This window comes from Micromonospora sp. C97 (genome assembly GCF_018070385.1).
Classification (GTDB): Bacteria; Actinomycetota; Actinomycetes; order Mycobacteriales; family Micromonosporaceae; genus Micromonospora; species Micromonospora parva.
The window spans coordinates 235486-254178 of record NZ_JAGPXU010000006.1; the positions used below are offsets into that span (position 1 = coordinate 235486).

Sequence of the window (18693 nt, forward strand, 5' to 3'; positions counted from 1 at the left end):
CCGAAGGAGCATCTGATGCCCCGCTTCGACAACCAGACCGTGCTCGTCACCGGTGGAACCGGCGGCCAGGGCGCGAGCCACGTGCGCGCCTTTCACGCCGAGGGAGCGAACGTGGTGATCGGCGGCATCGACGCCGAGCGCGGCGCCGCTCTCGCCGACGAGCTGGGAACCCGCGCTCGTTTCGCCCGCCTCGACGTCACCGACGAGAGCTCGTGGTCCGCCGCTGTGCTGGCCGCCGAGAGCGCCTTCGGCGCCCTGAACGTGCTCGTCAACAACGCCGGCGTGCAGAATCCGCCGGCGACGATCGACAACACCGAGCAGGCCACGTGGTCGCGCATCCTCGACATCAATCTCACCGGGACCTTCCTCGGCATCAAGGTCGCGGCCCCCGCGCTGCGCCGGGCGGGAGGGGGAGCCATCGTCACCATCGGCTCGACAATGGGCCTGGGCGGCACGGCTCACTACGCGCCGTACGTCGCCAGTAAGTGGGCCGTGCGAGGCCTCACCCAAACGGCGGCACTCGAACTCGGCCGCGACCACATCCGGGTGAACACCATCCACCCCGGCGTGATATCGACCCCCTTCATCCACGAACCAGCAGCTGGCGCAGTCGCGGCAATCGCCGACTTCTACTCACCCGAGCCGTTCGCGATCCCCCGGCTCGGGGAGCCGACCGATGTCAGCCGACTTCTCCTGTTCCTCACCTCATCGGACGCGTCGTTCATCACGGGCTCGGAGTACGTCATCGACGGCGGACTCCTCCTCGGCCCCGCCCTCCAGGCCGAGACCGCATGAGGTCGCTGTCCGCTGTGTCGACCGCCGTCCGGAAGGCAGTTGAGCAAGTGTCGACTTCACCGACCATCGCGGTCGGCCGACACTAGGCTCCGAGATATGGCGGCGGCGTGCCCATTCATTGGCACCTGAGTCCGGGCAGAGCCTGCACCCGATGCTTTCTCCTCGCGAGGCGCAAACCTAGACGGAGAGGAAAAACGCATGGCTGTCAAAACCAAGACTCGTCCGGGTACCACGGAGATCCGGCCGTTCTCGGTCGACATTCCCCAGGCCGACCTTGACGACCTGAAAAGGCGCATCAAAGCCACCCGCTGGCCGGACAAGGAAACGGTGAACGACCAGTCGCAGGGAGTGCAGCTTGCCACAATGCAGGCCCTCGCGCGTTACTGGGAAAAAGAGTACGACTGGCGCAAGGTCGAGGCGAGGCTGAACGCCCTACCACAGTTCATGACCGAGATCGACGGCCTCGACATCCACTTCCTCCACATCCGTTCGAAGCATGAGGACGCCCTACCGCTCATCGTCACGCACGGGTGGCCGGGCTCGGTGATCGAACAGATGAAGATCATCGACCCGCTCACCAATCCCACCGAGCACGGCGCGAGCGCCTCGGATGCCTTCCATCTGGTGATCCCGTCGATGCCTGGTTACGGCTTTTCCGGCAAGCCGAGCATGCCCGGCTGGGACCCGCAACACATCGCCACCGCCTGGATCGAGTTGATGAAACGCCTGGGCTACACGCGATTCGTGGCGCAGGGTGGCGACTGGGGTGCGCTCATCACGGATCTGATGGGAGTGCAGGCACCTCCGGAACTGATCGGCATTCACACCAACATGCCGGGTGTGTATCCGCCCGACATCGATGCGATGCTCCAGTCCGGTATCACTGGTGCTAACAATCCCCTCGCCTCGCTCCCGTCCAACCTCTCCGACGATGAGAGGCGCGCCTGTGAGCAGGCGGACTTCTTCTGGAAGCATTCCAGCTACGCCCTTGAGATGGGACGCGCGCAGACGCTGACCGGTTTGGCTGACTCGCCCGTCGCCTTGGCGACCTACATGCTCGACCATGACGCCGCCAGCCTGAAGCTCATTTCCGAGTCCGTCGCCGGGCAGCCCCGAGGCATCACGCCGGAGGACCTCCTCGACAACATTTCGCTCTACTGGTTGACGAACACCGGGGTCTCCTCGGCTCGACTGTACGCGGAGAACAAGCTGTCGTTCTTCGCCGCCAAGGGCGTGAAAATCCCGGTCGCCGTGAGCGTCTTCCCCGACGAGCTGTACGAGGCGCCGCAGAGTTGGGCCGAGCAGGCGTACTCCAACCTCATCTACTACAACAAGCTCGACGTGGGCGGGCACTTCGCGGCCTGGGAACAGCCGAAGATCTTCTCCGAAGAGCTTCGCACCGCCTTCCGGTCGCTGCGCTAGATGGCCGTGCACCTGCCCCCGCTCAACGGGGCGGCCGAGTGGCTCAACTCCGAGCCACTCGGCCCCGCCGACCTGCGCGGGCGCGTCGTCCTGGTCAACTTCTGGACGCTGACCTGCATCAACTGGCTGCGCCAGGAGCCGTACGTGCGCGCCTGGTCACAGGCCTACCGCGACGACGGGCTTGTCGTCGTCGGGGTGCACACGCCCGAGTTCGGCTTCGAGCACGACGTCGACTGGGTGCGGCGGGCGGTCGCTGCCCGGTCCATCGACTACCCGGTGGCGGTCGACAACGACTACGTGATCTGGCGTGCCTTCGGCAACCACTACTGGCCGGCGCTCTACTTCGTGGACACCGACGGCGTCATCCGTGACGACCACTTCGGCGAGGGACGCTACGAGGAGTCCGAGCGGGTGCTCCAGCAACTGCTCGGCGTCGAGCGCGCACCCGTACCCGTCGAGGGGGTCGGCCCGGAGGCGGAGGCCGACTGGGCCAACCTGCGCACGCCCGAGACGTACCTCGGTTTCAGTCGCGGTGAACACTTCGCGTCGCCGAACGAGCCGGCGCTGGACGAACGCCGCGAATACCAGGTGCCGCAGAGCCTCGACCTCAATCAGTGGGCCCTGGCGGGGGAGTGGACGATCGGTTCGGAGAACGTCGTGCTCGACCGGGCCGGCGGCGGCGTCGCCGTCCGGTTCCACTCCCGCGACGCGCATCTCGTGCTCGCCCCCGGGGCGGGACGGTCGATCCCGTTCCGGGTGCTGCTCGACGGCGCTGCTCCCGGCCCGTCGCACGGCGTCGACGTCGACGCCGACGGCAACGGCGTCCTCCAGGACGGCCGCCTCTACCAGCTCGTCCGCCAGGACGACGCGATCCGCGAACGGACCCTGGAGATCACGTTCGGCGAGCCCGGGGCCGAGGCGTACGCCTTCACCTTCGGCTGACGCGCAGCTCGACGGTGCTCACCGTGCCGGAGACCGGCGAGAAGCTGCGCACCCGAGCGCCGGGACGCAGCCGGCTGTCGGTGGCGTACCGGTCGGCCAGCGCCTTCTCCGCGGCCTCGTCGCCGTCGTCCGCCTGGAGCAGCAGCGCGGCGATCTCGTCGGCGAGCGTGAGGTCGGCGTCGGCGAGGTCGTCGGTCATCGCGCCGAAGCTGTCCCACAGCAGCAGCTCATCCTTCTGCCGATGGGCCAGCTCGTGCATGACGTAGTTGTAAATGAACCAGGCGCCGTGGACCGGCAGGTCGGGAGCCACGCCGTAGACGTCGGGATCGGTCGCCCCCGCCCGGTACGCCGACCACACCCGCGCCGCCGAATCGAAGAGACCCGCCCCCGGATCGATGTCGTAGCCGTCGAACCGCCAGTCGCCAGCCGGGTCGAGCTCCGGGTCCGCCCAGACCCAGCGGTGGCCGTTCCAGTACTCGACCAGGACGTGATCGTGATGCCAGCCGGGCGTGAAGTAGGAGGCGAAGCCGACCCGGCTGCGGCTGGGAATGCCGTGCTGGCGCAGGATCGCGACCGACAGCAGTGTGTGGTCCCGGCAGCAGCCGGCCACCCGTTCGGCTGCCGGGCGCCCGCTCGTGAGCGGCAGGGGAAAACGGGACTGGTCGGTGTCGAGGATGCGGTCCATCCAACGGTGGTTCACCTCCTCCAGCCGGTCGTCGGGCAGCTCCACGCCGCCGGCCCGGTAGTGGACGATCACGTTGCGGACGGTCGCCGCCACGGTGGGGATGTCGGTCGCCACGGCGTCGAGGAGCCCGCCGTGCCGGCCGGGAGCGCTGTAGGGGGAGTGGTTTCGGTAGTCATCGAGGTTCATGGCGGCAGTCTTCGGCCCGCCACCGTGTCAGGGTCAAGGCGCATTTCCGGCTAGTGTCGACTGCTGTGACAACGCCCGAGATCACCATCGCCACCCCAGCCGACCGCGACGCGGTGGTCGGTTCGCTGGTCGCCGCGTTCGTCAAGGACCCCGTGCTGCGGTTCCTGTTCCCGGACGAGGAGACCTACCCGCGCTACGCCGCCATCTTCTTCGGGAACCTCTTCGACAAGCGGGTGCACTGGTCGTCGATCTGGACGATCGGTGCCGGCGCGTCCGCCGCCATCTGGGAGCCGCCGGCGGCCGAGCAGCCGGGCATCGTGCCGGCCGTCGTGTCCGGGTCGCCGAAGGAAGATCCCTACCCGGCCGATGTGCTGGCCCGGGTGCAGGGCTACGACGACACCGTGCACGACGCCCTGCCGACGTACCCGTTCTGGTATCTCGGTGTCCTGGGCACCCACCCCGACAGCGCCGGACGCGGTTGGGGTCGGGCCGTCATGCGGGCCGGGCTGGCTCGTGCCGCCGCCGACGGCCTGCCGGCGATCCTGGAGACCAGCAACCCGGGCAACGTCGAGCTGTACCGCCGGGCCGGCTGGGAGGTGGTGGGCTCCCTGTCCGAGCCGGTGCCCACCTGGATCATGCAGCAGCCGCCGCGCTGAAACGTCACGGTTGGGGGATCAACCCCGGACCGTCGGCTGGCGGTCCGCACCCGCGGCCCACCGCCCGATCTTGGACAGTTTCCGTTGGCTAGTAACGGAAACTGTCCAAGATCTGCGCGTGGACGGCGGCGACACGAGGTCGTCAGGCGGCGAAGACGCGGGCGTAGATCTCGTCGATCACGTCGTTCTTCGCCAGGCTGTAGTCGCGGGGCCGGTGCGCCGTGTCGCGCGCGAGGCGGCGCTTGGTCTCGGCGTACCGCTCCCGGTCGTCCGGATGCGAGCGCAGCCAGTCGCGGAAGAGCCGGTGCCGGACCGGCTCGGGCGCGCCCTGCGGCCAGACATGCAGGTTGACGTCCTCGGCCGGGCCGACGAGCATCCGATGCCCGTGCCACCAGGGCTCGCGCAGGACGAGCCGGTACCCGAGCCGCTCCAGCGCGGGGAGATAGGCAGGCTCCGTCGCGGTGTCCTCGACGGTGAGGTCGACGTCGATGATCGGTTTGGCCGCCAGCCCCGGCACCGCCGTGGACCCCACGTGTTCCACACCGAGGGCCACGTCGCCCAGCGCTTCGACGATCGACGTGCGGACGGCGGCGAATCGCTGCGCCCAGGCGGGGTCGTACTCCTCGATGACGATGGACGCCCAGGTCCGGGGCGGCTCGCCGACCAGGCCGGCGTCGACTTGTTCGGGGGTGGCGTGGAAGCGCTGCACGACGTCCTGCGGGTACTCGGCCACGTCAACCTCCTCGGAAGAAGCAAAGTCCGCCAGACTACGTGACCGCCGCGCCGCCAGCCGACCGCGCGGTGCGGCGGCGACGCCACGACGATCGATGCGGCCCCACCCGACCGACGCGCGGAGAAGGTGCTCCCACCCTATGTAGAGTTCCGATACAGTGGTCGGATGCGGATCACGATTCCGGTCGCGAAGGTGCTCGCGGCGCTGCTCGCCGAGCCCGACGAGCAGCACTACGGGCTGGACCTGATGCGACTGACCGGCCTGCCCAGCGGCACCCTCTACCCGGTGCTGCACCGGCTGCAGGGGGCCGGCTGGCTGGCCTCCGACTGGGAGGCGATCGACCCCGCCACGGCCGGCCGACCGGCTCGCCGCTACTACCGGCTGACCGCCGAAGGCGTGGCGCAGGCCCGACGGACGCTCGCCGAGCTGCGGGCCGCGATCCCCGACGGTCGTCCGTCCTGGGGCGTCACCGAACCCACCGGGGCGCCAGCGTGGTGACCCGCCGGGCCGCCGAGCTGCTGCTGGAGTTGGCCGCCCGGCGCTGGCCGGCCGAGGTCCGCGACGACCTGCGCCGCGAATGGGCCGCCGAGCTGCACGTGCTCGCCGAGACTGGTCGTTGGACGACGATGGTCGGCTTCGCGGCGAGCCTCGCCGTCAGTCGTGCCGGTGCCCCGCTCGTCGACCGCACCCTGATGCGTGGTCGAACCGGCCGCACTGTCGCCGCGTTACTGCTGTCCCCGATCGCCTGCGTCGGGATCGTGGCCGTCGGTGCGTTGGTGATGTTCCCGGTCCACAACTGGTTGATGTTCCGGGCAGGTTGGGCGGAGCGGGCGCAGAAGCCGATCTGGACGACTGTCGTCATCGTGCTGGCGGTCGTGTTGGCGGTGTTCGCTGCCCGCTGGGCCCGGTACACCGCCCTCGCCAGTCCGTTGCGCATAGCGCTCGGCGTGGTCATCCCGCTCGGCGCGGCCGTCATCCTGTTCGTGCGCGTCACCAGTCCCGAGAGCCTGGCCGGCGCCGTACCCGGTCTGTTGCTCTGGTTGGCCGGCCTGACCCTCGCCCTCTGGGCCGCGGCGAGCCTCGCCGCCCGGGGTCGCCTCCGCGCCGCCTGGTGGGTGGGCGTCCTCGGCGCGCTCGTCGCCGCCGACCTCGCGGTGATCCTCCCCGTCGTCGACACCTACCCGGGCGGAATCGGCGCCGGTCCGGTGATCGAGGCACGGGAACGCGTCGACCCGATCTCCGCGCCGCTGTGGCTCTTCGCCTGCTGGACGGACTGGAACTTCGGCCTGCCCCGGCCGATCCAGTGGGAGATCTTCCTGATCACCAACCGGGTGCTGGTGGAGCCCATGCTCTACCTGGCCTGCATGCCGTACGCGCTCGCCTACACCATCCGGGCGGCCCGGTTCGCGCCCGCCGCTCTGGGGGCGACGCGCAGCGCCACCGGCTGGACGTCCACGTCGAGCCGAAAGCCCAACCCGGGCACCCGAGCGGCGAACGGGTGAACGCCACGCGAGCAACCACCGGAGCGCCGGCATGCTGACCCGTCGGATCGCCGAGCTGCTGCTGGGGCTGGCCGCGCGCCGCTGGCCGGCCGACGTCCGCGACGACCTGCGCCGCGAATGGGCCGCCGAGCTGCACGTGCTCGCCGAGAACGGTCGCCGGACGACGATGGTCGGCTTCGCGGCGAGCCTCGCCGTCAGCCGAGCCGGTGCCCCGCTCCTCGACCGCCGCCTGATGCATCAGCGGGCCCGCCGTACCGCCGCCGCCCTGCTCCTGGCCCCCCTCGCCTGCGCCGCGATCGTGGTCGTCAGCGCGCTGGCCATGGCGCAGGTCTACAACTGGCTGTCGATGCTGGTGAGCTGGTCGAGCGCGGTGCAGTTGCCGCTCTGGTCGATGTTGATCCTCGGCTTCGCGGTGCTGTTGGCGAAGTACACGGCACGGTCGGCCCGGCACACCGCACTGCACGGGCCACTGCGCATCGCGCTCGGCGTGGTGCTCCCCGTCGGTGTGGCCGCACTCGGGCTCATGTCCGTCATCAACGGCAGTGTCCTCGGCAGCTTCGTACCCGGTCTGCTGCTCTGGTCGGCGGGCCTGACGCTGGCCCTCTGGGCTGCGGCGAGCCTCGCCGCCCGGGGCCGGGTCGGCGTCGCCTGGTCGGTGGGCCTCGTCGGCGCGCTCGTCGCCGCCGACCTGGCCGTGATCCTCTTCGTGATCCAGACCATTCCGGGGCCTGGCACCGTTGCGGCCGACGCGATGACAGCGGACAGCGTCGACCGGATCTCCGCGCCGTTGTGGCTCTTCGCCTGCTGGACCGACTGGAACTTCGGCCTGCCCCGCCCCACGTCGTGGGAGATCTTCCTGATCACCGACCGCCTGTTGCTGGAGCCGATGTTCTACCTGGCCTGCATGCCGTACGCGCTCGCGTACACCATTCGGGCGGCCCGGTCCGCGCCCGCCGTGCCCGTCGCCCTCGCGCCGACCCCGGTGTGAACCTCAGTCGGGCACGTCGTCCCACGTCGTGCCCGGCTCCAGGTAACCGGCCAACTGGTTTTCCCGCAGCGCGTACGCGATGACCAGCAGGGCGTGCTTGTCCAGTTCGGGCAGCCGGTCCAACGGGAACCACCGCACGTCCAGCGACTCGTCGTCGTTGACCCGGGCGGTGCCGGCCATTAGCCGACACAGAAACCCCAGGTTGAGGTATTCGCACCGGTCCCCGTTCGGGTACGTGTGCGGGTGCGACACGGCGCTGGACATCCGCACCGGCGCCACGTCCAGCCCCGTCTCCTCACGCACCTCGCGGACCAGCGCGGTGGCCGGCTGCTCGCCCGGCTCGACGAAACCACTGATCACCGACCAGCGCCCGTCGTCGGCGCGCTGTCCGAGCAGCAGCTCACCGGCGTCGTTGCGGACCACCGCGCTGACGCTCGGCAGCCAGAGCAGGTCGTGGCCGACGTGCTTGCGCATGCCCACGATGTAGTCCGGAATCGCCATCCGGCGATCATAGAGGCGACGCCACCGCGCGGCTCACCTGCGCATCTTCTGGTGTTCCAGTCCCACGCGTTTCGCCGTTTCGGCCCGACAGAGCCGATGCATATCTACTGTGGAGATCGTCGGCGACTTGTGCGATCCGGTGGCGGCCGGCCGGTTCGCGGTGCACAGTGATTCCCATGAGCGACAGCGAACGTGGTGGGCAGTTCTACTGGTGCACCCGACATCACCGGGTCGAGACGGACGCCAACGTGTGTCCGGCGAAGCACGTTCTCGGGCCGTACGACTCGGCGGCCGACGCCGAGAACGCCCTGCAACGAGTGCAGGAGCGGAACGAGGCGTGGGATGCCGAGGACGCTCGTTGGGCCGGGGACGACAGATAGGCGGCGCGGGACGGCTCGCGCCGAGGCATTTCGTGCTCCGCGAGGACGCACGCGAGAGCACGTCCCCCGAGGAGGGAACCACGATGGCCGAAGCACAGCAGGCCACCAAGCGCCCGGCCGCCCGACGCACCACCGCGAAGAAGACCGCCGCGGCGGAGCGGAACACGGCGGCGAGCCGGACCACCCCCGTGCGCAAGTCCACCGCCGGTGCCGCGAAGGCACCGGCCCGCAAGGCGGCCGGTGCGGCAGGCCGCGCGCCGGCCAAGAAAACCACCACGGCGGCGAAGAAGGCCCCCGCGAAGAAGGCACCGGCGAAGCGGACCACGACCAAGACCACCGCCGCGGCCAAGAAGGCGCCGGCGAAGACCGCTGCCGCCACCCGCAAGACGACCGCCACCGCCAAGCGCGCTCCGGCGTCGGCGGCGCGCAAGACCACCACCGCCGCGAAGAAGACCACCGCTGCGACGAAGAAGACGGCGAGCGCGGCGAAGAAGACGACGGCCTCGGCGGCGAAGAAGACCACGGCCGCGAAGGCGCCCGCCCGTAAGACCGCCACCGCGGCGAAGGCCCCGGCGCGCAAGGTCGCGACCACGGCGTCCGCCGCCAAGAAGACAGCGGCGAAGAAGACGACAGCGGCGAAGAAGACCGCGTCCACCCGCCCCAGCGGCGGCGCGCGCAAGGCCCCGGCCAAGAAGGCCCCGGCCGCGAAGGCGACCGGCACCTCGTCGACCACCGCCCGCAAGGCGGCGGCGAAGAAGGCCCCGGCGAAGAAGACCGTCGCGGCCAAGGCGCCGGCGCGCAAGGTGACCGCCCGCAAGTCGCCGGCCCGGCCGGTCGCCGCTCGGGCCACCGCACCGAAGGGCGCCCGCTCCGCCGCCCGGAAGGCGACAGGCTGAGCACGGACCACCTCTTGCCAGGTGGAATTCCCGGCCGGTCACCGGAAGCGGATCACCGGTGGCACTGTCAGGATTGACCCGTGGTCATCCGACGCGTACTCGCGCCCCGCATCGACTTCGGCGCGTTGCGCCGGGAACTCGGCCTGCCCGAGGATTTCCCTGCCGACGCCCAGCGTGAGGCCGACGAGGCGGCTGCGGCACCGCCGCAGCCGCCCGTCGACCGCACCGACATACCGTTCGTCACCGTCGACCCCGCCACCTCGCGGGACCTGGACCAGGCGATGCACCTCGCCCGCCGCCCGGGTGGCGGCTACCGGGTGCGGTACGCGATCGCCGACGTCGCCGCGCACGTCACCCCTGGTGGGGCGTTGGAGGCGGAAACCTGGCGGCGGGGGCAGACCATCTACCTGCCCGACGGGAACGTGCCGCTGCACCCGCGCACCCTCAGCGAGGGTGCCGCCAGCCTGCTGCCCGACGTCGACCGGGCCGCGGTGCTCTGGACCATCGACCTGGACGCCGACGGCGCCACCGTGGCCGTCGAGGTGGAACGCGCCCTGGTCCGCAGTCGCGCCAAACTCGACTACCCAGGTGTGCAGGCGGCGGCCGAGGCCGGACGGCTGGCCGACCCGATCGCCCTGCTGCCGGAGATCGGCGACCTGCTGACCGCGCGGGGGTTGCGGCGCGGCGCCATCAACCTGCCGCTGCCCGAGCAGGATCTGGAGCCCGATGGTGAGGGCTGGCGGCTGGTGCTGCGCGCGCCGGTGCCGATGGAGGAGCACAACGCGCAGATCTCCCTGCTGACCGGGATGGCCGCCGCCGACATCATGCTGGCCGGCCGGGTCGGCCTGCTGCGGACCATGCCGGCGCCCAAACCGGAGGCGGTGCAGCGGCTCCGGGCCGCCGCCGCCCCGCTGGGCGTGCACTGGCCCGACGACGTGGGCCCGGGACAGGTCATCGCCGCTCTGGACCCGGCCCAGCCGCGCGCCGCGGCGTTCATCGACCAGGCGGCCGAGCTGATGCGCGGTGCCGCGTACACCGCCTTCGACGGGGAAGTGCCGGAGCAGCCGGAACACGGCGGTGTGGCAGCCGCGTACGCCCACGTGACGGCCCCGTTGCGGCGGCTTGCCGACCGGTACGCCACCGAGGTCTGCCTGGCCCTGCACACCGGCCAGCCGGTGCCCGACTGGGCCCGCGCCGCCCTGCCCCGGCTGCCCGAGGCGATGGCGAGCACCGACCGGATCGCCTCGTCGGCCGCTCGTGGCGCCGTCGAGCTGGCCGAGGCGGCGGTGCTGGAACACCGGGTCGGCGAAACCTTCGACGCGGCCGTCCTCGACGTCGACGCCCCGCCCAACGGCAAGTCCCGGCCCCGCCCGCCCGGTGGCACCGTCGCGCTGGACGCCCCGCCCGTACGCGCCCGCTGCCTCGGCCAACTGCCGCTCGGCGAACGCGTGCGGGTCCGGCTGGTCACCGCCGACCCGGCGGCCCGGAGCGTCCTGTTCGAGCTGGCCTGAGCGCTGCCGGTGTTCGTGAGCGCCGGGGGAGTCCGGGGCAGCGGGGATTCTCACAACGCTCGGCGCTGCTGACCCACCGGGCGGTTTGCGAGGATGAGGCCATGGCATACGACGCGAGCACGCTGCCCGACGTGTCCGGGCTGACGGTCGGCATCATCGGTGGCACCGGCGACCAGGGGCGGGGCCTCGCCTACCGGTTCGCGCGGGCCGGTCAGACGGTGCTGATCGGATCGAGGTCGGCCGAGCGGGCCGCCGAGTCCGCGGCCGAGATCGCCGCCCTGCCCGGGGTGCCGGCCAGCGGCAGCGTCACCGGTGCCGCCAACGACGAGGTGGCCCGACGCAGCGACGTGGTGATCATCGCGGTGCCGTGGGACGGGCACGCCGCCACCGTCGCCGCCCTCGCCGAGCCGCTCGCCGGCCGGATCGTCGTCGACTGCGTCAACCCGCTCGGCTTCGACAAGCAGGGCCCGTACGCGTTGACGGTCGACGAGGGCAGCGCCGTGCAGCAGGCCGCCGCGCTGCTGCCCAACTCCCGGGTCTGCGCCGCGTTCAACCACGTCAGCGCACCGCTGCTCGCCGACCCCGAGGTCGACCGGATCGATCTGGACGTGCTGATCTGCACCGAGGACCGTGAGCTGGTCGACATCGTCGGCGCGCTCGCCGCCCGGATCCCCGGCATGCGGGGCATCTACGCCGGTCGGTTGCGCAACGCCCACCAGATCGAGGCGTTCACCGCCAACCTGATCGCCATCAACAAGCGCTACAAGGCCCACGCCGGCATCCGCGTCACCGACCTCTGAGCCTCGGTGTCGGGGTGTCCCACCCGTGCGGGGGACACCCCGACACCGCTGGCTAGAAGGTGTGCTCGGCGGCGGGGAACTCGCCGCCGCGGACCTCGTCGGCGAACCGGCGGGTGGCGTCGGTGAGCGCGCCGGCCAGGTCCGCGTACCGCTTGACGAACCGGGGGGCCTTGCCGGTCCGCAGCCCGGCCATGTCCTGCCAGACCAGCACCTGCGCGTCGGTGTCCGGGCCCGCACCGATGCCCACTGTGGGAATCGGCAGCTCGTGGGTGATCCGCTTGGCCACCTCGCCGGGCACCATCTCCAGCACCACAGCGAACGCGCCCGCCTCCGCCACCGCCCGCGCGTCGGCCAGCACCTCGTCGGCGGTGTCGCCCCGGCCCTGCACCCGGTAGCCGCCCAGGGTGTGCTCGCTCTGCGGGGTGAAACCGATGTGCGCCATCACCGGAATGCCGGCCCCGACGATCGCGGCGATCTGCGCGGCGTTACGGCGGCCACCCTCCAACTTCACCGCGTGGCAGCCACCCTCCTTCATGAACCGGACGGCGGTCCGCAGCGCCTGGGCCGGGCCCTCCTCGTACGAGCCGAACGGCAGGTCACCGACGATCAGCGCCTGCCGGGTCGCCCGCACCACCGCCCGTACCAACGGGAGCAGCTCGTCGACGGTGATCGGCAGGGTCGTCTCGTAGCCGAACACGTTGTTCGCTGCCGAGTCGCCGACCAGCAGTACCGGGACTCCCGCCTGATCGAAGATCGACGCCGTGTACTGGTCGTACGAGGTGAGCATCGGCCACCGTTCGCCGCGCTCCTTGGCGGCCATCAGGTCGCGGGTGCGGACCCGTCGGGTGGCCGGGCCGCCGTACAACGCGGTCACCTCGTTCGGAGTGGACTCCACCATCTCTGTCTCCCTTCCTCGAGGCCGCCTGCGCGGTCCCCGGGTTCCGTCGCGATCGTCGCACCGCGCGACGGGCTGACGGCAGGGCCCAGTGCAAGATGTCACTCCGGCCGGGGCGAGAAGGCGGCGACGTGACCGCCAGGTCACCGTGCGGCGGCGCCGGGCCGCGTCACCGACCCGGCACCCCCAGGGGTACGGCTCAGCCGTGCTCGCGCCACCGGTTCGTGATCGGCAGACGGCGGTCCCGACCGAACGCCTTCATGGAGATCTTCGTGCCTGGCGCCGACTGCCGTCGCTTGTACTCGGCGGTATCCACCAGCCGCAGCACCTTGTCCACGATCGCCGGGTCGTGACCCGACTCGACCAGCCCGTCACGGCCGAGGTCGCCGTCGACGTAACCGATCAGGATCGGGTCCAGGACGTCGTAGTCGGGCAGGCTGTCGCTGTCGAGCTGGCCCGGGCTCAGCTCGGCGCTGGGCGGCTTCCCGATCGAGTTCTCCGGAATCGGTGCGGTCTCACCGCGCCGCGCCGCGTCCATGTTCCGCCACTTGGCCAGCCGCCAGATCAGCGTCTTCCAGACGTCCTTGACCGGGTTGAAGCCGCCCACCGAGTCGCCGTACAGGGTGGAGTAGCCGACCGCCAGCTCGCTCTTGTTGCCGGTGGTCAGCACCAGGTGGCCCTCCTGGTTCGACAGCGCCATCAGGATCACGCCACGGACCCGGGCCTGCAGGTTCTCCACTGCCACCCCGGACAGCGACAGGTTGGCCAGGAAACCGTCGACCATCGGCTGGATCGGCTCGACGCGGTAGTCCAGGCCGGTGCGCTTGGCCAGGTCGGCGGCGTCCTCCCGGGAGTGCTCCGAGGAGTGCTGGCTGGGCAGCGACACCCCGACCACCCGGTCCGGCCCGAGCGCGTCGACGGCGAGGGCGGCCACCACCGCCGAGTCGATGCCGCCGGAGAGGCCGAGCACCACCGAGGGGAACCGGTTCTTGTTGACGTAGTCGCGCAGGCCCAGCACCAGCGCCTGCCACACCTCGGCCTCGTCGGCCACCGGCTCGATCAGCCCGCCGGTGACGGCCGGGCCGGCCGGCAGGGGCGGAACGCCGTCCAGGATGCTGTGCACGATCCGCATGCCGTCCGCCACCGTCTCGGTGGTCGGCGCGGTGCCGGCGGCCGGCAGCTCGACATCGTGTACGAGCAGGTGCTCGACGAACTGCGGGGCCCGGGTCAGCAGCTCACCGTCCGCGGTGACGATCATCGAGTCGCCCTCGAAGACCAGCTCGTCCTGGCCGCCGGTCATGTTGACGTACGCGATGGCGGCACCCGCCTCGGCGGCCCGGCGGCGGACCAGCGGCAACCGGATGTCGTCCTTGTTCAGCTCGTACGGCGAGCCGTTGATGTTGACGACCAGCCCGACGCCGGCCCGCCGGGCGGCGGCGAACGGACCGCCGGCCTGCCACAGGTCCTCGCAGATGGTCAGCGCGACGTCCACACCGCCGATCCGCACCACGGTCAGCTCGTCACCGGAGACGAAGTACCGGTCCTCGTCGAAGACCCCGTAGTTGGGCAGGTGGTGCTTGAAGTAGCGGGCGGCCACCACGCCCCGGTGCAGCAGCGCCGCGGCGTTACGGGCACCCCGGCCCGCCTCGGCGTCCCCGCTGACCTGCGGCGGCCCGTCGGCGTCCAGGTAGCCGACCACCACCGGCAACTCGCCGAGACCGTCGGCGGCCAGGTCGGCGGCCAGCCGCTCGACGGCCGCCCGGGACGCGGCGACGAAGGACCGCCGGAAGACCAGGTCCTCGACCGGGTAACCGGTGAGCATCATCTCCGGGAAGAGCACCAGTTGGGCACCGGCATCGGCGGCCTGGCGGGTCCAGCTGCGGACCAGGTCGGCGTTTCCGGCGATGTCTCCGACGGTCGGGTTGACCTGGGACAGGGCGAGACGCAGGGTGGGCATGCCTTCATCTTGCCCCAGCCTCGTGGCGACAATCCGTACCCTCGGACGAGATTGCCGCCACCTGCCGCCACGGGCCGGCCGGGCCGCGACGGCAGGAGCCCGGCCCGGCCGGCGGCGGACCTCGCGGGTCCGGCCGGGGCCCCCGCTCGCCGGGCGGGACACGAGGGGACGGGCGGCGGCAGTTCGCGTAACGTCTGCGTAACCAGGCCCGGGAAGACTGGGCGATCAGGTCGGGCGCAGCCCGGCCAAGGCGGACAAAACAGTGTCGCGAGGGGTTGGGGAAGTGGACCGTCAGCAGGAGTTCGTCCTCCGGACGCTGGAAGAGCGGGACATCCGGTTCGTCCGGCTGTGGTTCACCGACGTTCTGGGCACGCTCAAGAGCGTTTCGGTGGCGCCCGCCGAGCTGGAGGCGGCCTTCGAGGAAGGCATCGGCTTCGACGGCTCGGCGATCGAGGGCTTCGCCCGGGTCTTCGAATCGGACATGGTGGCCATGCCCGACCCGACCACCTTCCAGGTCTTCCCCTTCGAGGGCGGGGTCAGCGGCGAGAGCGCCCGGATGTTCTGCGACATCCTGCTGCCCGACGGCAGTCCGTCCTGGGCGGACCCCCGGCACGTGCTGCGCCGCGCCCTGTCCAAGGCGGCCGAGAAGGGCTTCACCTTCTACACCCACCCCGAGATCGAGTTCTTCCTGCTGGAGAACGGCCCCCAGGACGGCTCGGTGCCCACCCCGGTCGACACCGGCGGCTACTTCGAGCACACCACCCACGCCGTGGCCCGGGACTTCCGCCGCCAGGGCGTGCTGGCGCTGGAACGGATCGGCATCTCGGTGGAGTTCAGCCACCACGAGGTCGCGCCCGGCCAGCAGGAGATCGACCTGCGCTACGCCGACGCGCTGACCACCGCCGACAACATCATGACCTTCCGGCACGTGGTCAAGGAGGTCGCGCTCTCCACCGGCGTGCAGGCCAGCTTCATGCCCAAGCCGTTCACCGACCAGCCGGGCAGCGGCATGCACACCCACCTGTCGCTGTTCGAGGGGGAGCGCAACGCCTTCCACGACAGCGGCGACCCGATGAAGCTGTCCAAGGTGGCAAAGTCGTTCATCGCCGGCCTGCTGGTGCACGCCCGGGAGTACACGGCCGTCACCAACCAGTGGGTCAACTCGTACAAGCGGCTCTTCCCGCAGCACCTGCCCGACCGGATCACGGAGAGCCCGGCGTACGTCTGCTGGGGGCACCTCAACCGGTCCGCGCTGGTCCGGGTTCCCGCGTACGGCAAGCCCAACTCGGCCCGGGTCGAGGTCCGCTCACTGGACTCGGCCACCAACCCGTACCTCGCCTTCGCGGTGCTGCTCGGCGCCGGCCTCAAGGGCATCGAGGAGGGGTACGAGCTGCCGCCGGGCGCCGAGGACGACGTCTGGTCACTGACCAGCGCGGAACGGCGCGCCATGGGCTACGAGGCGCTGCCGGAGAACCTCGCCGAGGCGATCGACGTGATGGCCGGCTCCGAGCTGGTGGCGGAGGTGCTCGGCGAGCACGTCTTCGACTTCTTCCTGCGCAACAAGCGGGCCGAGTGGGAGCAGTACCGCCGCGAGGTCACCCCGTACGAGCGGCAGCGCTACCTGGCGCTGTAGGCGCGGGGCTGACGCGATTGCGCGCTGCCGCTATCGTCTCGATCACCGCGCCGGTACCCCTCCGGGCGGAGAGTCGGGAGGCAAGTCGGTGCTGGAGGATCTGCTCAGCGGTGCCTGGCAGAGCGTCGTGTTCGGGATCGTCGGCGTCGGGCTGATGGCCGCCGGGTTCGGGCTCGTCGACCTGCTCACCCCGGGCCGGCTACGGGACCTGATCTGGGTCGAGCGCAACGCCAACGCGGGGTTGCTGCTCGCCGCCAACCAGCTCGGCATCGCCGGGATCGTCTTCACCGCGATCCTGACCAGCTACAGCGACTTCGGCAAGGGGCTCGCCTCCACGTTGCTCTTCGGGCTGGTCGGGTTGGCGATCATGGCGTTGGCCTTCGTGGTGCTGGACCTGCTCACCCCCGGCAAGCTCGGCGAGGTGATCTGCTCCCCGGAGCCGCACCCGGCCGCCCGGGTCAGCGCCGCCACCCACTTCGGGGCTGCGCTGATCGTCTGCGCCTGCATCGCCTGAGGTCGTGCGCCTGAGGCCGTGCGCGTAAGGCCGTGCGCGTGAGGCCGTGCGCGTGAGGCCGTGCGTCTGCGGGCGCGCGTCCGCGGGCGCGCGTCTTCGCGCATGGAGATCTTGGACAGTTTCCGTCAGTCGCTGACGGAAACTGTCCAAGATCTCCGACGGTCGAGACGCGCACGTCACCGGGCGGTCGCCGGCGGGCGTCGTACCCCGGCCGTAGCGTGCCGGGCATGAACCGCACGGATCGCCTGTACGCGCTGGTCGAGGAGCTGCGGGCGGTGTCACCACGCCCGCGCAGCGCCCGCTGGCTGGCCGCCCGCTTCGAGGTGAGCAGCCGGACCATCGAACGGGATCTCGGCGCGTTGCAGGAGGCCGGGGTGCCGATCTGGGCCGAGCCCGGGCGCACCGGCGGCTACGTCCTGGACCGCGCCCGCACCCTGCCGCCGGTCAACCTGACCGCCGCCGAGGCGGTGGCGATGGCGGTGGCGCTGCACCGGCTCGCCGACTCGCCGTTCGCCGGGCCGGCCGGCACCGCGCTGCGCAAGCTGGTGGCGGTGCTGCCGGCCGCCGACGCCGCCGAGGCACACCGCCTCGCCGGCCGGGTGCACCTGATCGGCGACGGGCCGGCCACGCCCGTCCCGGCCACCGTCGCCGAGGCGGTCACCGCGCGGCGGGTGCTGCGCATCCGGTACGCCGACCGCGCCGGCGCCGACTCGACCCGTGACGTCGAGCCACTCGGCTACCTCGGCAACTCCCGGCACTGGTACCTGGTGGCCTGGTGCCGGCTGCGCGACGAGCTGCGCTGCTTCCGCACCGACCGGATCCGGACGGTCCGGGCGCTGCCCGACGTGGTGGCCCGGGAGCTGCACCTGACCGATCTCGACATCCCGCACGAACGGCTCCGCCCGCTGAGCCTGGTCTGAAACGGCTCGACGTCGACGACCACCCGGCCGGGGTGGACCGCGTCGACGACCACCCGGCCGGGGTGGGCCGCGTCGACGACAACTCGGCCGGATGATCCGGAAACACCGACAGGACGCTGTCGCGAACGGCCTCGAGACTGCTGGGGACGGCGGCCGAACGGCCGGCCCGGAAATTTCTGGAGGCAACAGATGTCCAGGTCCACCACGCCCATCACCTGGTTCGAATTCGGCGCCGACCGGCCCGAGGCCGCGGAGAAGTTCTACGGAGAGCTGTTCGGCTGGACCTTCGAGGAGCAGGGGCCGGCCAACGGCGCGTCCTACCGGGTGACCGGAGCCGGTGGCGACACCGGGATCAGCGGGGCGATCCGCGCGACCGACGGGAGTTCGCCGAACTACGCGGTGTTCTACGCCGAGGTCGCCGACGTCGAGGAGACCTGCAAGCGGGCCGAAGCGGCCGGCGGTCGGGTGCTGGTGCCGGCGCGTACGGCGCCGAGCGGTCTCACGTCGGCCCACCTGCTCGACCCGACCGGCAATCGCGTAGGCGTGTTCTCGCCCCCGCCCCAGCAGAGCTGACCACCCGTTCCAGGGCCGGCCCTGCTTCGCCCGGCCCTGCTCCGGCCTGGCGTGGTCTGGTCTGGTCTGGCCTGGCCGGCCCTGGTCCGGCCTGGCCTGGCCTGGCCTGGCCGGCCCTGCTCCGGCCTGGCCTGGCGTGGCCTGGCTGAAGCCGGAGCCGGTGATCAACTCCGTTTTCAGGAAGTCGGGGTATCCGACGCACTC

20 protein-coding genes are annotated in these 18693 nt (G+C 71.3%); 15 read left to right on the forward strand and 5 right to left on the reverse strand.

Annotated features, from left to right (window positions below; genetic code table 11):
* The first annotated feature begins 15 nt into the window (after nt 1–15).
* From KBX26_RS12245 to KBX26_RS12255, 3 genes are all read left to right on the forward strand, one after another.
* On the forward strand, nt 16–795 hold the full coding sequence (locus KBX26_RS12245) for an SDR family oxidoreductase (protein ID WP_030330148.1): 780 nt from the start codon (nt 16–18) through the stop codon (nt 793–795).
* A 198-nt stretch (nt 796–993) separates the two neighbouring features.
* Nucleotides 994–2217, forward strand: coding sequence for an epoxide hydrolase family protein (locus KBX26_RS12250; protein WP_210860471.1), 1224 nt, complete (start codon nt 994–996; stop codon nt 2215–2217).
* Nucleotides 2218–3159 carry a redoxin domain-containing protein gene (locus KBX26_RS12255; protein ID WP_210865446.1) on the forward strand — a complete coding sequence of 314 codons (942 nt, stop codon included), beginning with the start codon at nt 2218–2220 and terminating at the stop codon, nt 3157–3159.
* Here KBX26_RS12255 and KBX26_RS12260 read toward each other — a convergent pair.
* Nucleotides 3146–4030 carry a transglutaminase domain-containing protein gene (locus KBX26_RS12260; RefSeq protein ID WP_030330143.1) on the reverse strand — a complete coding sequence of 295 codons (885 nt, stop codon included), beginning with the start codon at nt 4028–4030 and terminating at the stop codon, nt 3146–3148. The two genes, KBX26_RS12255 and KBX26_RS12260, sit on opposite strands and share 14 nt — an antisense overlap.
* A 65-nt stretch (nt 4031–4095) precedes the next feature.
* On the opposite strand from KBX26_RS12260, the gene KBX26_RS12265 reads away from it, so the two are divergent.
* Nucleotides 4096–4686, forward strand: coding sequence for a GNAT family N-acetyltransferase (locus tag KBX26_RS12265; protein ID WP_030330141.1), 591 nt, complete (start codon nt 4096–4098; stop codon nt 4684–4686).
* A gap of 142 nt (nt 4687–4828) precedes the next feature.
* On the opposite strand, the gene KBX26_RS12270 is transcribed toward KBX26_RS12265, so the two are convergent.
* Complete coding sequence (locus tag KBX26_RS12270) at nt 4829–5419, reverse strand: GrpB family protein (protein WP_081883752.1); 591 nt, start codon at nt 5417–5419, stop codon at nt 4829–4831.
* A gap of 165 nt (nt 5420–5584) precedes the next feature.
* Here KBX26_RS12270 and KBX26_RS12275 point away from each other — a divergent pair, with 165 nt between their 5' ends.
* From KBX26_RS12275 to KBX26_RS12285, 3 genes are read left to right on the forward strand one after another with little or no spacing between them, the layout of a single operon-like run.
* Nucleotides 5585–5917, forward strand: a complete 333-nt coding sequence (locus KBX26_RS12275) for a PadR family transcriptional regulator (protein WP_030330137.1) — start codon at nt 5585–5587, stop codon at nt 5915–5917.
* Nucleotides 5911–6921 (forward strand): hypothetical protein, encoded by a 1011-nt coding sequence (locus tag KBX26_RS12280; protein ID WP_210865447.1) that lies wholly within the window; start codon nt 5911–5913, stop codon nt 6919–6921. The genes KBX26_RS12275 and KBX26_RS12280 overlap by 7 nt, the downstream gene beginning before the upstream one ends.
* Before the next feature lie 31 nt (nt 6922–6952).
* Nucleotides 6953–7909 (forward strand): hypothetical protein, encoded by a 957-nt coding sequence (locus KBX26_RS12285; protein WP_245233570.1) that lies wholly within the window; start codon nt 6953–6955, stop codon nt 7907–7909.
* Nucleotides 7910–7912: 3 nt separating this feature from the next.
* On the opposite strand, the gene KBX26_RS12290 is transcribed toward KBX26_RS12285, so the two are convergent.
* The gene (locus KBX26_RS12290; protein WP_030330131.1) at nt 7913–8410 is read right to left on the reverse strand and encodes an NUDIX domain-containing protein; all 498 of its coding nucleotides are present in this window, start codon (nt 8408–8410) and stop codon (nt 7913–7915) included.
* 176 nt (nt 8411–8586) lie between these two features.
* Between KBX26_RS12290 and KBX26_RS12295 the strand changes: the two genes are divergently transcribed.
* The 4 genes from KBX26_RS12295 to npdG all read left to right on the forward strand — a co-directional run bounded on the left by KBX26_RS12295 (nt 8587) and on the right by npdG (nt 11997).
* Nucleotides 8587–8790 (forward strand): hypothetical protein, encoded by a 204-nt coding sequence (locus tag KBX26_RS12295; RefSeq protein ID WP_030330129.1) that lies wholly within the window; start codon nt 8587–8589, stop codon nt 8788–8790.
* 83 nt (nt 8791–8873) lie between these two features.
* Nucleotides 8874–9686 carry a hypothetical protein gene (locus tag KBX26_RS12300; protein ID WP_081883751.1) on the forward strand — a complete coding sequence of 271 codons (813 nt, stop codon included), beginning with the start codon at nt 8874–8876 and terminating at the stop codon, nt 9684–9686.
* 80 nt (nt 9687–9766) lie between these two features.
* Entirely contained in the window at nt 9767–11197 is a 1431-nt protein-coding gene (locus KBX26_RS12305; RefSeq protein WP_210865448.1) for an RNB domain-containing ribonuclease, read from the forward strand.
* Between the two features lie 101 nt (nt 11198–11298).
* Entirely contained in the window at nt 11299–11997 is a 699-nt protein-coding gene (gene npdG, locus KBX26_RS12310) for an NADPH-dependent F420 reductase (protein WP_030330123.1), read from the forward strand.
* Nucleotides 11998–12049: 52 nt separating this feature from the next.
* On the opposite strand, the gene panB is transcribed toward npdG, so the two are convergent.
* Nucleotides 12050–12895: a 3-methyl-2-oxobutanoate hydroxymethyltransferase gene (gene panB, locus KBX26_RS12315; RefSeq protein WP_210865449.1), complete on the reverse strand. Its 846-nt coding sequence runs from the start codon at nt 12893–12895 to the stop codon at nt 12050–12052.
* Nucleotides 12896–13091: 196 nt separating this feature from the next.
* Nucleotides 13092–14849, reverse strand: a complete 1758-nt coding sequence (locus KBX26_RS12320) for an NAD+ synthase (protein WP_210862815.1) — start codon at nt 14847–14849, stop codon at nt 13092–13094.
* 283 nt (nt 14850–15132) lie between these two features.
* Between KBX26_RS12320 and glnA the strand changes: the two genes are divergently transcribed.
* From glnA to KBX26_RS12340, 4 genes are all read left to right on the forward strand, one after another.
* Nucleotides 15133–16482, forward strand: coding sequence for a type I glutamate--ammonia ligase (gene glnA / locus KBX26_RS12325; protein ID WP_030330117.1), 1350 nt, complete (start codon nt 15133–15135; stop codon nt 16480–16482).
* Between the two features lie 88 nt (nt 16483–16570).
* Complete coding sequence (locus KBX26_RS12330) at nt 16571–16996, forward strand: DUF350 domain-containing protein (protein WP_030330115.1); 426 nt, start codon at nt 16571–16573, stop codon at nt 16994–16996.
* A gap of 227 nt (nt 16997–17223) precedes the next feature.
* Nucleotides 17224–17916, forward strand: coding sequence for a YafY family protein (locus tag KBX26_RS12335; protein ID WP_030330114.1), 693 nt, complete (start codon nt 17224–17226; stop codon nt 17914–17916).
* 189 nt (nt 17917–18105) lie between these two features.
* A complete protein-coding gene (locus KBX26_RS12340) occupies nt 18106–18489 on the forward strand; it encodes a VOC family protein (RefSeq protein ID WP_210863893.1) in 384 nt (127 codons plus the stop codon).
* The last annotated feature ends 204 nt before the right edge of the window (nt 18490–18693 follow it).

What these genes read in the sequence shown, in the direction of transcription:
- KBX26_RS12245 (WP_030330148.1), top strand. Translation starts at nt 16, where the DNA reads ATGCCCCGCTTCGACAACCAGACCGTGCTCGTCACCGGTGGAACCGGC.
- KBX26_RS12250 (WP_210860471.1), top strand. Translation starts at nt 994, where the DNA reads ATGGCTGTCAAAACCAAGACTCGTCCGGGTACCACGGAGATCCGGCCG.
- KBX26_RS12255 (WP_210865446.1), top strand. Translation starts at nt 2,218, where the DNA reads ATGGCCGTGCACCTGCCCCCGCTCAACGGGGCGGCCGAGTGGCTCAAC.
- KBX26_RS12260 (WP_030330143.1), bottom strand. Translation starts at nt 4,030, where the DNA reads ATGAACCTCGATGACTACCGAAACCACTCCCCCTACAGCGCTCCCGGC.
- KBX26_RS12275 (WP_030330137.1), top strand. Translation starts at nt 5,585, where the DNA reads ATGCGGATCACGATTCCGGTCGCGAAGGTGCTCGCGGCGCTGCTCGCC.
- KBX26_RS12285 (WP_245233570.1), top strand. Translation starts at nt 6,953, where the DNA reads ATGCTGACCCGTCGGATCGCCGAGCTGCTGCTGGGGCTGGCCGCGCGC.
- KBX26_RS12290 (WP_030330131.1), bottom strand. Translation starts at nt 8,410, where the DNA reads ATGGCGATTCCGGACTACATCGTGGGCATGCGCAAGCACGTCGGCCAC.
- KBX26_RS12295 (WP_030330129.1), top strand. Translation starts at nt 8,587, where the DNA reads ATGAGCGACAGCGAACGTGGTGGGCAGTTCTACTGGTGCACCCGACAT.
- KBX26_RS12300 (WP_081883751.1), top strand. Translation starts at nt 8,874, where the DNA reads ATGGCCGAAGCACAGCAGGCCACCAAGCGCCCGGCCGCCCGACGCACC.
- npdG (WP_030330123.1), top strand. Translation starts at nt 11,299, where the DNA reads ATGGCATACGACGCGAGCACGCTGCCCGACGTGTCCGGGCTGACGGTC.
- panB (WP_210865449.1), bottom strand. Translation starts at nt 12,895, where the DNA reads ATGGTGGAGTCCACTCCGAACGAGGTGACCGCGTTGTACGGCGGCCCG.
- KBX26_RS12320 (WP_210862815.1), bottom strand. Translation starts at nt 14,849, where the DNA reads ATGCCCACCCTGCGTCTCGCCCTGTCCCAGGTCAACCCGACCGTCGGA.
- KBX26_RS12335 (WP_030330114.1), top strand. Translation starts at nt 17,224, where the DNA reads ATGAACCGCACGGATCGCCTGTACGCGCTGGTCGAGGAGCTGCGGGCG.
- KBX26_RS12340 (WP_210863893.1), top strand. Translation starts at nt 18,106, where the DNA reads ATGTCCAGGTCCACCACGCCCATCACCTGGTTCGAATTCGGCGCCGAC.